This is a genomic window from Mammaliicoccus sp. B-M6, from assembly GCF_022386965.1.
Lineage (GTDB): Bacteria > Bacillota > Bacilli > Staphylococcales > Staphylococcaceae > Mammaliicoccus > Mammaliicoccus sciuri_A.
In genome coordinates this window covers 20,022-34,965 of the sequence record NZ_JAJNHJ010000004.1, presented here as the reverse complement: position 1 = coordinate 34,965, position 14,944 = coordinate 20,022, and the positions used below count along the sequence as shown (strand labels likewise).

At 31.3% G+C, this 14,944-nt stretch carries 19 protein-coding genes; 13 read left to right on the top strand and 6 right to left on the bottom strand.

Annotation, left to right across the window (positions count from 1 at the left end):
• Positions 1-122: 122 nt before the first annotated feature.
• Both murT and gatD read left to right on the top strand, forming a co-directional pair.
• Complete coding sequence (gene murT, locus LQ693_RS02310; RefSeq protein WP_103360879.1) at positions 123-1,433, top strand: lipid II isoglutaminyl synthase subunit MurT; 1,311 nt, start codon at positions 123-125, stop codon at positions 1,431-1,433.
• On the top strand, positions 1,433-2,155 hold the full coding sequence (gatD, locus tag LQ693_RS02305; protein WP_025905148.1) for a lipid II isoglutaminyl synthase subunit GatD: 723 nt from the start codon (positions 1,433-1,435) through the stop codon (positions 2,153-2,155). The genes murT and gatD overlap by 1 nt, the downstream gene beginning before the upstream one ends.
• Before the next feature lie 133 nt (positions 2,156-2,288).
• On the opposite strand, the gene LQ693_RS02300 is transcribed toward gatD, so the two are convergent.
• Positions 2,289-3,284 carry an FUSC family protein gene (locus tag LQ693_RS02300; protein ID WP_239703052.1) on the bottom strand — a complete coding sequence of 332 codons (996 nt, stop codon included), beginning with the start codon at positions 3,282-3,284 and terminating at the stop codon, positions 2,289-2,291.
• Positions 3,285-3,381: 97 nt separating this feature from the next.
• Here LQ693_RS02300 and map point away from each other — a divergent pair, with 97 nt between their 5' ends.
• The 5 genes from map to LQ693_RS02275 all read left to right on the top strand — a co-directional run bounded on the left by map (position 3,382) and on the right by LQ693_RS02275 (position 7,078).
• Positions 3,382-4,137: a type I methionyl aminopeptidase gene (gene map / locus LQ693_RS02295; RefSeq protein ID WP_025905150.1), complete on the top strand. Its 756-nt coding sequence runs from the start codon at positions 3,382-3,384 to the stop codon at positions 4,135-4,137.
• A 145-nt stretch (positions 4,138-4,282) separates the two neighbouring features.
• Positions 4,283-4,693, top strand: a complete 411-nt coding sequence (locus tag LQ693_RS02290) for a hypothetical protein (protein WP_233670693.1) — start codon at positions 4,283-4,285, stop codon at positions 4,691-4,693.
• A gap of 15 nt (positions 4,694-4,708) precedes the next feature.
• On the top strand, positions 4,709-5,419 hold the full coding sequence (gene liaF / locus LQ693_RS02285) for a cell wall-active antibiotics response protein LiaF (protein WP_025905152.1): 711 nt from the start codon (positions 4,709-4,711) through the stop codon (positions 5,417-5,419).
• Entirely contained in the window at positions 5,416-6,459 is a 1,044-nt protein-coding gene (locus LQ693_RS02280) for a sensor histidine kinase (protein ID WP_037590451.1), read from the top strand. The genes liaF and LQ693_RS02280 overlap by 4 nt, the downstream gene beginning before the upstream one ends.
• A complete protein-coding gene (locus LQ693_RS02275; protein WP_025905154.1) occupies positions 6,449-7,078 on the top strand; it encodes a response regulator transcription factor in 630 nt (209 codons plus the stop codon). Before LQ693_RS02280 ends, LQ693_RS02275 begins: the two co-directional genes overlap by 11 nt.
• A 39-nt stretch (positions 7,079-7,117) precedes the next feature.
• On the opposite strand, the gene LQ693_RS02270 is transcribed toward LQ693_RS02275, so the two are convergent.
• The 4 genes from LQ693_RS02270 to LQ693_RS02255 all read right to left on the bottom strand — a co-directional run bounded on the left by LQ693_RS02270 (position 7,118) and on the right by LQ693_RS02255 (position 9,638).
• Positions 7,118-7,687: a beta-class carbonic anhydrase gene (locus LQ693_RS02270; protein ID WP_103360882.1), complete on the bottom strand. Its 570-nt coding sequence runs from the start codon at positions 7,685-7,687 to the stop codon at positions 7,118-7,120.
• On the bottom strand, positions 7,671-8,738 hold the full coding sequence (locus LQ693_RS02265; protein WP_025905156.1) for a YihY/virulence factor BrkB family protein: 1,068 nt from the start codon (positions 8,736-8,738) through the stop codon (positions 7,671-7,673). Before LQ693_RS02265 ends, LQ693_RS02270 begins: the two co-directional genes overlap by 17 nt.
• A 72-nt stretch (positions 8,739-8,810) precedes the next feature.
• Complete coding sequence (locus LQ693_RS02260) at positions 8,811-9,110, bottom strand: YtxH domain-containing protein (RefSeq protein WP_025905157.1); 300 nt, start codon at positions 9,108-9,110, stop codon at positions 8,811-8,813.
• 162 nt (positions 9,111-9,272) lie between these two features.
• A complete protein-coding gene (locus tag LQ693_RS02255) occupies positions 9,273-9,638 on the bottom strand; it encodes a PH domain-containing protein (RefSeq protein ID WP_103360883.1) in 366 nt (121 codons plus the stop codon).
• Between the two features lie 137 nt (positions 9,639-9,775).
• On the opposite strand from LQ693_RS02255, the gene LQ693_RS02250 reads away from it, so the two are divergent.
• The 4 genes from LQ693_RS02250 (at position 9,776) to LQ693_RS02235 (ending at position 12,069) form a co-directional block, all read left to right on the top strand.
• The gene (locus LQ693_RS02250) at positions 9,776-9,979 is read left to right on the top strand and encodes a DUF1128 family protein (RefSeq protein ID WP_025905159.1); all 204 of its coding nucleotides are present in this window, start codon (positions 9,776-9,778) and stop codon (positions 9,977-9,979) included.
• 18 nt (positions 9,980-9,997) lie between these two features.
• Positions 9,998-11,227 (top strand): aminopeptidase, encoded by a 1,230-nt coding sequence (locus LQ693_RS02245; protein WP_107565622.1) that lies wholly within the window; start codon positions 9,998-10,000, stop codon positions 11,225-11,227.
• Positions 11,228-11,304: 77 nt separating this feature from the next.
• Positions 11,305-11,484, top strand: coding sequence for a hypothetical protein (locus LQ693_RS02240; protein ID WP_048540679.1), 180 nt, complete (start codon positions 11,305-11,307; stop codon positions 11,482-11,484).
• A 72-nt stretch (positions 11,485-11,556) separates the two neighbouring features.
• Positions 11,557-12,069, top strand: coding sequence for an acyl-CoA thioesterase (locus LQ693_RS02235; protein WP_103360885.1), 513 nt, complete (start codon positions 11,557-11,559; stop codon positions 12,067-12,069).
• A 49-nt stretch (positions 12,070-12,118) separates the two neighbouring features.
• Here LQ693_RS02235 and yfkAB read toward each other — a convergent pair whose 3' ends face one another.
• Entirely contained in the window at positions 12,119-13,246 is a 1,128-nt protein-coding gene (yfkAB, locus tag LQ693_RS02230; protein WP_103360886.1) for a radical SAM/CxCxxxxC motif protein YfkAB, read from the bottom strand.
• A gap of 136 nt (positions 13,247-13,382) precedes the next feature.
• Between yfkAB and LQ693_RS02225 the strand changes: the two genes are divergently transcribed.
• Positions 13,383-13,544 carry an SE1561 family protein gene (locus LQ693_RS02225; protein ID WP_049320382.1) on the top strand — a complete coding sequence of 54 codons (162 nt, stop codon included), beginning with the start codon at positions 13,383-13,385 and terminating at the stop codon, positions 13,542-13,544.
• 12 nt (positions 13,545-13,556) lie between these two features.
• On the top strand, positions 13,557-14,918 hold the full coding sequence (gene rlmD / locus LQ693_RS02220; protein WP_103360887.1) for a 23S rRNA (uracil(1939)-C(5))-methyltransferase RlmD: 1,362 nt from the start codon (positions 13,557-13,559) through the stop codon (positions 14,916-14,918).
• Positions 14,919-14,944 lie beyond the last annotated feature (26 nt).

The window sequence follows — 14,944 nt, the reverse complement described above, 5'->3', positions numbered from 1 at the left end:
TTTAACTTACATTTTTATTATACAATAACAACAAAATGAAACCAACGATTTGATACAGTTAAACACTTTTTTTAAAGCTTTTGAACGTGGTATAATGATGTGACAGAACAAGGAGGTAACGTATGAAGAAGTATGTTGCGAAAAATATAGCAAAGCTAGCTCGATATGCTAGTAGAAAAGTAGGTAAACAAGGTACGGATCTTCCGGGACAAATAGCTCGAAAAATAGACCCGCTTATTTTAAGAAAGTTAGCAAATGAAGTAGATGAAATCGTGATGATTAGTGGTACGAACGGTAAAACGACGACATCGAATTTAATAGGTTATACATTAAAGAAGAACAATATTGAAATTATACATAATACTGAAGGTGCCAATATGGCAGCTGGGATTACTTCAAGCTTTATTGTTCAATCTAATAAAAATACTAAAATTGCTGTTATAGAAATAGATGAGGGTTCTATACCAAGAGTGTTAAAAGAAATGACACCTTCTATGATGGTAGTGACAAACTTCTTTAGAGACCAAATGGATAGATTTGGTGAAATCGATACGATGGTAGATAATATTGCCAACTCAATCAAAGATAAAGGGATCAAACTATTACTGAATGCAGATGATCCTTTCGTTAGTCGATTAAAAATAGCAAGTGATGACATCGTATATTATGGTATGCAAAAAGGGATACACGACTTTGAACAAAGTTCAATGGTTGAAAGTAAATACTGTCCTAATTGTGGAAGATTATTAAATTATAGTCATATTCATTACAATCAAATTGGTCATTATACATGTGAATGTGGATTCAATAGAGCAACACCACAATATGAAGTGACAGCATTTAAACAAGAACCATTCATACATGTAGGCTTAAATGATGCTCATTTTGATATGAAGATTGCCGGTGATTTTAATGTATTTAATGTCATTGCAGCTTATTCAGTATTAAGAGAATTAGGTTTATATGATCAATCTATTAAAATTGGATTTGAAACATATACTTCTGATAATGGACGTATGCAATACTATAGAAATAGTAAAAAAGAAGCGCTTATTAACTTAGCTAAAAACCCTGCAGGTCTGAATGCAAGTTTGTCTGTAGGTGAACAAATTGATGGAGAAAAAGTTTATTTAATCAGTTTGAATGATAATGGTGCAGATGGAAGAGATATTTCATGGATTTATGATGCAGACTTTGAAAAATTATCTAGACAGAATATCAAAACCATCATCTGTACAGGACAAAGAGCTGAAGAATTAGCATTAAGACTGAAATATGCTGAAGTTGAAGCGGAAGTTATTATAGAACATTCAATAGAAAAGGCAACGGAACTATCGATGACTTACAATCAGTTTACAGTTGCAATTCCAAACTATACATCTTTATCACCAATGCATCGAACATTGAATAAAGCCTTCAAGGAGGAAGCATAATGTCAGCAATAAAAATATTTCATTTTATGCCAGATAAATTAAATTTATACGGCGATATTGGCAATATTATTGCACTGAAGCAACGTGCGAAATGGCGTAATATAGAAGTAGAAGTAATAGATATAACAGATACTGATCAATTAAGTTTAGATGATTGTGACATTTTCTTTATTGGCGGTGGAAGTGATAGAGAACAAAGTTTAGCAACAGAACAATTAAAGAAAATTAAAACACAACTCAAAGATGCAATTGAAGACGGCATGCCAACCTTAACAATATGTGGAGGCTATCAATTTTTAGGATCTGAATATGTAACACCAGATGGTACAAGATTAGAAGGTTTAAACATTCTTGATATTTATACAGAATCTAAGAAAGACCGTCTAATAGGAGATATTGTAATTGAATCAGAAACATTTGGACAAATTGTCGGTTTTGAGAATCATGGTGGTAGAACATATCACGAATATCCTACATTAGGTAAAGTCGTTGATGGTTATGGTAATAATGATACGGATAAGAAAGAGGGTATCCATTATAAGAATTTATTAGGTACATATTTACATGGACCAATATTACCTAAAAACCACGAAATCACCGATTACTTATTAAAACAAGCATGTATCCGAAAAGGTATAACATTCGAACCAGAACAATTAGACAATACAGTTGAAGAAGCGGCAAAACAAGCTATTATTAAACGATTGTTAAAAGCAAAATAATAAGATGTGAGTTAAAGAGGTAGTAAACTCACGAGTTCACTAAAAATCATAATAAGTAACTCACATCATTAAAACATAAAAAGCGGCTGGGACATATTTTAATGTCCTGGCCGCTATTTATGTTTTAGCATAGTTATTTTGTTAATCTTGAATATCTATCGTTTAAAATTTTATTAATCATGAGTATTTCATAAATAATGTGACTTTTGATTTGGTTTTCATCAAATTCGTTTAGTCCTTTAACACTATTTTTTAATGTGGATGCTGCATTTTTTTGTTTTTTATATTCATTTGCTTTTATTAAATGTTCATAGGATTTGATGAAATTTGAGATTGCTGTGCGTTCTTTTTCGGTAAAGACGATGTGCGTATTCTCTGGTAAATATACTAAGTTTAATAAATGTGCATTTAGTAGTCGGTTAATGTGATATTTCATTTCGACTTTTCTAATGTGAGATTTAGATTCTTTCTTTGCTCTATGGTAATCGTATTCTTCTTTTTGATATTTTATAAGTTGTTCAATTTTAGTAGCTTGTTGTTGCAATGTTGATACTTTTTTCATGGATAAAGTAGATTCGTATTCACCTAGTAAGAGTTCTTTAAGTCTAGCTATGTATATTTCTAAAATGCTTTGATCCATCTTATGATTGATGTCTTCTATTTGATTTATATATTTAGGTGGCAAAATAATGAAGTTGACGATGCCTGCTGTTGCAAGACCAATTGTAGTCGTCGCTAATCGTGATACGAAATTATATACGAATGCTTCATGGATAACCGGAACCATTGCGACAGCTGTAATGGCAGCTACTAACATACCATCAAATAATTTAAGTTTATAACATATTAAAATCGTGACGGTTGCTGCTAATGAATAACTTAAAGGTGATTCTCCAAAGAAGTATGTACTAATAACGGCTATAAATGCACCAAGTATAGAAGCGGGGAACCTCACAAATGCTTTCTTTAAGGATGCTTTAGCTGTAGGTTCAATTGTCACAATAGATGTGATAACCGCAAATATAGGATTTAAATTTAAAGACATACATATTAAAGCAGTTAAAAAAGTTGCTAATCCAGTTTTAATAATTCTTGCACCGATAATTCGAGATAACCAATTTTCTTTCATATTCAAAACTCCGAAATCATTTTTTTATAGTATAACATGCATTTTCTGATATAATGATAAACGACAAAAAAATTTTAAAAGAAAGAACGGGATTTAAATGATAATTCAAAACAATGAAGAACTTGAAGGCCTAAAAGAAATAGGTAAAATTTGTGCAATAATTCGTGATGAGTTAAAAGAAGCAACTAAACCCGGAATTACAACTAAAGAATTAGATAACATCGCAAAGGAAAGATTTGAAGAGTTAGAAGCAGAATCAGCACCTATTGCAGAGTATGATTTTCCTGGTTACACATGTATAAGTGTAAATGAAGAGGTTGCGCACGGTATACCTGGTAAACGTGTGATTAACGAAGGCGATCTTGTAAATATAGACGTTTCAGCTCGTAAAAATGGCTATTATGCAGATACAGGTATTTCATTTGTTGTTGGTAATGCAGATGATCCGAAAAAACAATTAGTAGTTGATGTAGCAGCTATGGCTTTTGAAGAAGCAATGAAGAAAGTTAAGCCAGGTGCTAAATTATCTCAAATTGGTAGAGCAGTAAATGCTACTGCACGTAAAAATGGCTTAAAAGTTATTAAAAACTTAACAGGACATGGTGTTGGACGTTCATTACACGATTCACCACAACATGTTATGAACTATTATGATCCATTAGAAAAACAATTGCTTAAAGAAGGTATGGTACTTGCAGTAGAACCATTTATCTCATCAAACGCGACAATCGTTAGCGACGGTAAAAATGATTGGGCATTTGAAACGAAAGATAAAAGTTTCGTCGCTCAAATTGAGCACACAATTGTTGTAACTAAAGAAGGACCATTATTATTAACTAAATTAGAAGACTAAAAATATAAGAGGAGTGGATAGAATTGATTAAACATACAAGATTCTATACTACTCCTTTTTATTTTTCTAAGACTAAGGTCCTATTGAAAATTCAATCCTAGGTCCATTTTTAGATTTGAAATAACATTTTATAATAGAGTTTAATATGACAGAAGTAGGTGATTCTATGTTTAATGTTGTTTCAGATCAATTAAAACAATTAATTCTTGTTTCATATTATGAAAGTTTAGATACATGTGCTAAGCGCTTAGATGTTAAAATTAAAGCTATGAAGCAGTACTTAACGTATCTTGAACAAAAACGTTGTCAATTAAGTAAATTAATTGATAAATATACTTTAGAATTAGACAATAAGTATATGGACAAGATTGAAGATTTTAAAATTAAATGTGCTAAAAAGTTAGAAGATCATGATTTACAATGGTTACAAAAGCAAATTAATATGTTAGAAAGTGAATTAGCGAAAATTGACGAAGCTATGAAAAGTACTTTTGATAAAATTGCTGATACTATAGCTGAGCGTACGATGCTTACTCAGATGAATTCACTTCTCTAAAAAAGGAGTGGTATGTTGAAGAATAAATTTATATCAACGGAATTGTTGATCGTATTATCTGTATTGATTTTGTTATCAAACATTTACTATATTTTCTTTGAGAAAATAGGCTTATTACTCGTTGTTGTAATGGGTACGATATTTATATATGTAGGATATTTATATTTTCATAAATTACGGGGATTAATTATATTTTGGATAGGCGCCATTTTAATGATTTATGCATTACTTTCTAATCCATACATGCTTGCCATTTTATTTTTATTCTTAGTATTTTTAGTTATTAGATATCTTTTATATCGTAAGAAACCATTAAGAGTAGAACATGTCGATCAAACATCAAATGAAAATATTAACGAATCATTTATAAAACAGCGATGGTTCTCTCCACAAAAGACACCACACTATATTTATAAATGGGAAGATATACAAATTCAACAAGCAATTGGAGATATTGAATTAGATTTATCTTTAGCTGCTAATTTATCTGAGCATAATGTTATTGTCGTGAGACAATATATTGGAAAGACGCAAATTATTGTTCCATATAATTACCATGTACATGTACATATAACTGCTTTATATGGCAGATTATATATGAATGATCAAGTGTACAGAGTAAAAAATGAAACAGTACATTATGAGGAAAATAGTCATAAAAATTCATTTAAAGTTAATATATTCTTCTCAACATTTATGGGAGATGTTGAGGTGATTTATCGATGAATAACTACACAAGAATTATCGGTTCAATGCTTATTCTTGTTTATACAATTGTCGGCATTTTATTTTTCTTAGATCGAATTTTTATTAATATTATATATTTTCAAGGTTTATTTTACACACAAATATTAGGTGTACCAGCATTCCTGTTTATTAATATTGTAGTAATTTTACTATGTATCATAATAGGGACTGCAGTAGCTTACAAAATTAATCAACAGCACCATTGGATTAAAGAACAAATCGAAAGATCTTTTCAAGGAGAAATGTTAGGTGTGAATCACCATGAAATTGATTTGCACAAAGAAACTTTAGAAATTTATCAAACATTAATTCCGTTGCATGAAGAACTATACACGTTGAGATTAAAGTCTCAACAAATTATTAATGAATCGTATCAAATGCAAGATTCCGTCGTTAAAAAAATCATAGAAGATGAGCGACAAAGATTAGCAAGAGAATTACATGACTCAGTAAGTCAGCAATTATTTGCGGCAAGTATGATGTTATCTGCAATTAAATCATCAGAATTAAAAGAGCCATTAGCTAAACAAGTAGACTTATTAGAAAAAATGATACAAGATTCGCAATTAGAAATGCGTGCTTTATTATTACATTTAAGACCTTTAGGATTAAAAAATAAATCTCTTGGTGAAGGTATTAAAGATTTAGTAGTCGACTTGAAACAAAAAATACCAATGAAAGTTGTTTATGATATAGAAGATATAGAAATAGCCAAAGGTACGGAAGACCATCTATTCCGTATAACTCAAGAAGCCATATCTAATACGTTACGTCATTCTAAAGGTACAAAAGTTTCAATAGAGTTAATAGATACGAATGATTATGTTATATTACGTATACAAGATGATGGGGTAGGTTTTGACACATCTAAAAGAGATCCACAGAGTTATGGGCTAAATACTATGAACGAACGTGCATTAGAAATTGGAGCCACTCTCAATATTATTTCAATGCCTGAATCGGGAACGCGTATTGAAGTTAAGGTACCAAATAATAAGGAGGAACAATATGACAATTAGAGTATTATTTGTAGATGATCATGAAATGGTTCGAATCGGAATCTCTAGTTATTTATCTACACAAGAAGATATATCCGTCATAGGGGAAGCAGCATCAGGAAGAGAAGGTATTGAAAAAGCTGAAGAATTAGAACCCGATGTCATTTTAATGGATTTAGTGATGGATGATATGAATGGTATAGAAGCAACACAACATATAAAAAAGCATCAACCAAGTGTTAAAATCGTCATGTTAACAAGTTTCATTGAAGATAATGAAGTCTACCAAGCCTTAGATGCAGGTGTTGATAGTTATATATTAAAGACGACTTCTGCAGATGATATCGCAAATGCTATACGTAAGACGTACAACAAAGAGTCTATTTTTGAACCAGAAGTACTTGTAAAAATGAGAAATAGAATGAATCAAAAAGCTGAATTATTCGAAATGTTGACTGAACGTGAAATGGAAATATTATTATTAATCGCTAAAGGTTATTCAAACCAAGAAATAGCAAGTGCCTCACATATTACGATTAAGACAGTTAAAACGCACGTTAGTAATATATTAAGTAAATTAGAAGTACAAGATAGAACACAGGCTGTTATATATGCCTTTCAACATAATTTAATATCATAATAAAAGAAGTTGAGCTTCCATAAAGGAGCTCAACTTCTTTTATTTAGTAAATTCATATCCATTTTGTATAACTTCTAAATCACCATTATGTGGATCAATTACGAGTCCATGTATCGGAACAGATTGATCAAATAATGGATGGTTATATACTTTTTGTATATTTGTTTGAACATTTTCAGTTACATCATCGAATCCTCTTAAGAATTGATGGATATTAATACCTGAATGTTCGATTGTATTTAGTGTATCATCTGTGATACCACGACTTTTCATTGTATCTATTACTGAATCCACATCCAAATTCCCCATACCACAGTCTTTATGACCCATGATAATGATTTCTTCAGCGCCAAGTGCATAAATCGCTACTAATAAACTTCGCATTGTAGAACCATATGGATGAGAAATAGTTGCGCCAGCGTTTTTAACAACTTTGATATCGCCATTTTTAAAGCCTAATGCACGCGTAGAAAGTTCTGTTAATCGCGTATCCATACACGTGAGCAATACTGCTTTAGCGTTAGGTGTCTTTGTTGTTATAAGATTTTTATATTCCTTATTTTCTATAAAAGCTGCATTATATTCTAAAATATCATTCAATAGAGGCATTAGTCATATCACCGTTTTCTGTTAAGTTATTAAATGCTTGTTCTTCTGGTGATCCATTTTTAAGCATTTTCTTCTGATGTAGTACTGCGTTTATTTCTGCACCGATGATAATAATTAATCCAGTTAAGAATAACCAAATCATCAATACGATAATACCTCCGATACTACCGTATGTTTTAGAGTAGTTAGCGAAATTATTAACATAAACACCAAATAAAGCACTTGAACCTAACCATGCAATTGTTGTAAAAGCTGCACCAGGAACAACTGATAATAATTTGATTTTAATGTTTGGTGCAAGCGTATATAGTGTGATAAATACGATAAACGTCACAATTAATGGTAGTACGACTTTTATTAAACTAAATATCCAACGTAATTCAGATTCTAATCCTAAAGGACCAAATAATAAATTGCCGATTTGTTGACCAAATATAGGTAGTGCTATTGCAATACCGAATACAACAACCATAATAACTGTGAAGAAGACACTCATGATTTTAAGTATGATAGCATTTCTTCCATCTTCAACATCATAAGCGACATTAAATGCGTTCATTAAAGCAGTCATACCATTTGATGCAGACCATAATGCTGCGATTAAACCGAATGAGAATAAGCCACCACTAGCATTATTCATAACGTCATCAATTATGCCAGTAATTAACTTTGCCGTATCACCAGGTGCATTCTCTGATATCATATTTGTAATTGTATCAGGATTGACTTGGAATAGTGGTATCAACGTTAACACAAATATTAGAGTAGGGAATAACGCAAGTAAGAAGTAATATGAAAGCTGTGCTGCAAGTCCTGTAGCATTATCCTTACCAATTCTGTAAATTAAAGTTGATAAAATATTACCGTCTTTCGTAAATTTAGCTGGCTTATTAATTTTTGAAACATAAAATATTTGGTTATCTTTCTTTGCTGTCTTAGATTCAAATTTTTGTGGTGGAATATAATATTCTTTCTTAATAGACTTTTTTTGTTCGTCTTTAAAGTTTTTAGCTTGTTCTAAAAATTTTGAGCTCGATTTATCATTTCCCATATAAATTCTCCTAATTTAATATGATGTTAAAAAAGACTAGGTTAGATGAATAAGCCTAGTCTTTAATATAAATTATGAATGGTTTGAACCTGAGATTTGTCTTTGATTCTTTTTCTCAATGAATGTATCTTTAGCATCCATAATTGATTGCTCTAATTCTGGATTTTTACGACGAATTTCTTCGATTACATCTTTCCAGTATAGAACTTCATCTTTAATTTGATCTAATTTAGAAGGTTCTCTTGAAGTGTTGCCTTCTTTAATGTTTTGCACTTGGTTTGATAACGATTGGCGAGTGTTTTTATCAGCTAATGCAATAATTGCGCCAATTGTACCACCTATTAAAATAGCAGGAACTAATTTGTTTTGCATAATGTTTTTCCCCTTTCAAGAATATAACTTTAAATTAACATTGACCTACATATCATATCACATATGAATCTCAAATTAGAGAATATAGGCATTAATATATGTTATAAATATCACTAATGTTGTTTATTCCCATAAATTTAGAGATATAAACACAATTGTAGTTTATAATAGTGCATTAGACAATAGCTTTTCAAAAGGCATAATATCTAAATTTCTGCCTATTTTAATTTTAAAATGGCCAGCTCTTGTCCATAATGTGATTTCACCGTTTAAATCAAGTAGTTTACCAGCATTCTCAGTAGACCACATGAGTATAATGTTATAAGGTATAGAGTAAGTTTCTATTTTCTTACCGGTGATACCTTGCATATCACGAATGATAATTCGTTTATTTGTAAATACGGCAGTATCTCTGAATGTCTTAAAAGCACTATAAGCTTCTTCGCCTTCAACGAGATATTGCGAAATATTATCTGGTACTGCAACTTGTTCGAAAAGCGTCCATGAAAGTATATCTTGAACAGCCACTAGAATCACTCCTCACCTTATAATTCATGTTTATTGTATAAAATATTCATATAAATTGTAAAGTGAATATATAAGTTTGATAGTTTTAATTATAATTACTTTTTGCTAAACTAAATTTTGAAAGGATGATAAAAAATATGACTGAATCAATAGAACAAATGGTAGATGATTTAAAAGGCAAGCTACGATTAGTAAATACAAGTGTATTGAATAAAGATGCAATACCTGAAGAAAAGAAAGAAGAATTGAAAGAAATACATACTATGGTCATGTCTAGAAAAAACATATCAGCTAGTGAAATGACAGCTATTACACAAGCTTTAGGTGACCTTAGAAAATAAACAAAGGTGGTTAAACAAATGGGTTATGAAAAACAGCTTCAAAAATATGCAGAGTTATTAGTTAAAGTTGGTTTGAATGTTCAGGAAAAAGAGCCTGTATATATTCAAGCTTCAATTGATGCAAGTGAATTTGTACATTTAGTTGTTGAGGAAGCATACAAAATAGGGGCAGAAGACGTAAAAGTTAGTTACAAAGATGATAGAATTGCACAGCTTAAATATCAATATGAACCTGAATCATTTTTTGAGAATGTTAAACAATATGATATTGATGAAAAAATGGATTATTTAGATAGAAAAGCAGCGTTCTTATCAATTGTTTCATCTAGTCCAGATAGTTTGAAAGATGCTGATCCTAATAAAATTCGCAAATCTATGGCAGCAAACGGAAAAGCATTTAAAGACTATATGGTTGCTGTTCAAAGTGATCGCATGAGTTGGTGTGTAGCTTCATATCCATCGGTTGGTTGGGCTAAAATGATGTTCCCTGAATTAAGTGATGATGAAGCGGTCAATAAATTACTTGAAACAATTTTAAAAACAGTAAGAGTTGATCAAGAAGACCCAGTGAAAGCTTGGGAAGAACATGATCACTTATTACATGAAAAAGCAGATTATTTAAATAACAAAAAATATAAAGCATTGCATTACAAATCAGAAGGTACTGACTTAACAATTGAATTACCAAACGGTCAATATTGGTCGGGTGCTAGTTCTGTAAACTCAAAAGGCAACAGCTTTGTAGCGAATATGCCTACTGAAGAAGTATTTACTGCACCACATAAAAATGGTGTTAATGGAACAGTAAGTAATACATTACCTTTAAGTTATTCAGGTAATATTATTGATGACTTTACTTTAACATTTAAAGATGGTGAAGTAGTAGACTACAAAGCAGGTGTTGGTGAAGAAATTTTGAAATCGATTCTAGAAACAGATGAAGGTTCAAAACGACTAGGTGAGGTAGCATTAGTACCTGTTGATTCACCAATTTCTAACATGAACACGTTATTCTATAATACATTATTTGATGAAAATGCTTCTTGTCATATTGCATTAGGATCTGCTTATGCATTTTGTATCGAAGGTGGCAAAGATATGACTGCTGAACAATTAGCTGAAAATGGTTTAAATGATTCCACAACACATGTTGACTTTATGATTGGTAGCAAAGATTTATCAATTGATGGTATTTTGGAAAATGGTGAAAAAGAACCAGTATTTAGAGATGGTAATTGGGCATTTTAAAAGATAGCCATTTAAGAATACATCATGTATAATAAAGATAAATAAAGTCTTTATAGCCATTCAAAGGAGGGGATATCATGAGTACACCAATGGAATGGAGTGTAATGATCGCATTTGTGTTCGCAATTTTTACATTTGGCGGTGCATTAATGATGTATCTTGTTCAAACATTCGATAGTAGAGAGTCTGTACGAATTGATACTGCTGAAGAAGCACTAGAGAAGAAAGTCTTTGATGATGAGGAACATTATCATTAATAAGAATGAATAGCCAGGGAAACCTGGCTATTTTTTTCAATAAAAATAAGCAAAACTGGACGGGGTTATAATATGAAAACGAAGAAACCAATGAAAGAATCAAGAAGTGTCAAATCCATTCAAATATTTCCAGAGGACACAAATCACCACAATACGATGTTCGGTGGTAAATTAATGGCGGAAATTGATGAAATCGCAGCAATCGCAGCGATGAGACATAGTGGGAACTCAGTTGTAACAGCATCTACGGATTCAGTAGACTTCTTACAACCAATCGGAACAGGTGAAGTGATATCGTTAGTTTCTTTTGTCACTTATGCAGGTAAATCATCTATGGAGATTTGCGTAAAAGTCATTAGTGAAGACAATATTAATCAAAAGAAACATTTAGCAGCGTATAGCTTTTTAACATTTGTAGCTTTAGATAAAGAAGGAAATAAAGCAGAAGTTCCAGCAATATATCCTGAAACAGATGATGAAAAATGGTTCTATGAAAGTGCGCAAGATAGAGTGAAACTACGCCAAGAAAGAAGAAAAGAAAGTAAGAAAACATTAGAATTCATGTCTACAAAACTATATATCTAATTTAAATAAAGGGCTAGGACAACAATTGTTGTCCTAGCCCTTTATTATATTATTGATTCATTCTTAATTCGTTTGCTTTAAAGTCGACATCTTTATAGTACATATCTTTTACGAGTAAATTTGGACCTAAACATCTCACTTTAGGACAGTGACAGTTAAGTGATTTTGCTAAAGATGAATTCATCCATGTTTGATAAACATCTTCAAGTTTATCTTGTTTAATATTTGCGATAGATCCTGTTTCATCGCCGAAGTCTGTAACGATTACATCTCCAGAAAATACATTTACGTTTAATCTACTTCTTCCATCTGGATCATTTCTTAAACTTACATTTTTAGATGATTTTAATCTAGATAATAAGTTTTGGTCTGATTCATTCATGAAACAAGGGTAAAAAGGTAACGTTCCAAATAACATCCAAGTATCTTCATCTCTAAAGTCTAAAATCTCATGAATAGTATCTTTCATTTCATCTAAACTCATAATATTTAACTGACTTGCAAAGTCAGAAGGGTACATAGGATGTATTTCATGACGACTACATTTCATATCATGAACAATTTCATTATGGATTTTTTGTAAATAAGGTTTAGTACTTTTATTTAACATCGTTTCAGCAGATACAAACATACCTTGTTCTGATAGTGTGGCAGAGTTTTGAATCATTTGTTCGTATAGTCGATATCTTACTTTTAAAGGAGGTTTCTTGTCCATTACATGGAAACCAACTTCACTGAATTCATCGATTGTTCCCCAGTTATGTGAAATGTGCATAACATCAATATACTCAGCAATTTCTAAATAACGATCAAGTGGTAACGTTAAATTAGAATTCATTTGCGTGTAAATGCCTCGTTTGTGTGCATATTTTAATAAAGGAACGACAGTTTCTCGAATTGATTTTTTACTGAACATTGGTTCTCCGCCAGTAATTGAGATTGTTTTTAAATGAGGGACTTCATCAAGTCTCTTTAAAATTAAATCCATCGGTAATGTGTCAGGGTCTCGTAATTGTAACGTATAACCTACTGCACAATGTGCACAACGCATATTACAGAGTGTAGTCGTTGTAAATTCTATATTACTCAGTTGTAATGAACCGTGTTCGTCTATATCGTTATAGGCCTCCCACGGGTCGTTTTTTATTGAAATAGGACTTTTCAAGTCGTATATCATGATATATCCTTCTTTCTGATTTTTTTCCTATCTATGAGCGTAACACTTGTTATCAAATTTTCCAATACTGATTTATGATTGTTTTTATACTTGTTATCATTCATAATAATATTATTAAAAATAAAGGAGTATTAAAATGAGTAAAAAAACATCACTTAATGAAATCAAACAAAGGTTATCAGACTTTTTAGATGAAATGGAAGCAATGAATCCTGAAGATATGGAAGTATCTGATGTAGATGAATGGATTGCTTTGCTTGATGAACTTGAGAAAAAAGTTCAAGCTATGCATGATTAATGGTGACCATAGATGAATGTTTCAGTAAAAGTAGGACAGAAGTTTCCTTTAACGATCAAACGATTAGGTATTAATGGTGAAGGTATTGGCTATTATAAGAAGAAGATAACATTTGTAGAAGGTTTATTGCCGGGAGAAGTTGGACTTGTCCAAGTCGTAAAAGCGAAACCAAATTTTATAGAAGCGAAAGTAGTCAAAATCCGTGAACGTAGTAAAGAAAGGGTTAAACCTAAATGTAAAGTTTATGATATTTGTGGTGGATGCCAACTGCAACATTTAAATTATGATGCGCAACTTTTATTCAAATCACAAATTGTAAAAGATGCGTTAACTAAATATGCAAAAAATATCCCAACAAAAATTGTAAAACCTACAATCGGTATGGATAATCCTTGGGGATACCGTAATAAAAATCAATTTCCTGTTCAGAAGAAAGGAAATCAACTCATTGCAGGCCTTTATGAAAAAGACAGTCATCAATTAATTGATATTAAAAAATGTCCAGTTCAAGACAAACGTACGATTCAAGTTACGAATGAACTGAGAAATATTTTGATGAATTTACAAGTTAAAGTATGTAGAAATCCAAATAAAGAACAAGGGCTAAGATATATTGTTACGAGAGTGGCAAAGCATAGTCAACAAATACAAGTTACGTTAGTTTGTACGGATGATCAATTGAAGTATAATCAGTCTCTTATTGATCAAATCATGAATTTGTCTTTCGTTGAAAGTTTATCCATCAATATTAATAAAGAGAAGACATCACGAGTACTAGGCAGTCAAACAATTCATGTAAGTGGTAAACAACAAATTACAGAAACGCTTGGTCAATACTATTATGATTTATCGCCAGATTCATTTTTCCAATTAAATCCGGAACAAGCTACAAAAATGTACGGTGAAATTGAAGCTCAAGCGAATTTAACAGGTAATGAATCAGTTGTAGATGCATTTTGCGGAACAGGTACAATAGGTATTTGGCTTTCTCAAAATGCGAAAGAAGTAAGAGGTATGGATATCATTAAAGAAGGTATTGATGACGCTAAGAAAAATGCTGAACTCAATAATCGTCATAATGTACACTATGAAGTTGGTGATGCATATAAAGTTATGGATAAATGGATTAAAGAAGGCTTTAAACCAGACGTGATAACAGTTGATCCGCCAAGAACTGGATTAGGTATTAAAGCTGTTGAACTTATTAAATCCGTTCATCCAAAAACATTTGTGTATACAAGTTGTAATCCATCAACTTTAGCGAAAGATTTAGCACACTTATCTAAAAAATATAAAGTCGTAAGCATGCAACCTATTGATATGTTTCCACAAACAGCACAAGTAGAAGTCGTAGCAAAATTAGTTGCAAAATAAGTTTAAAACCTTTCAAAAGTGGTATA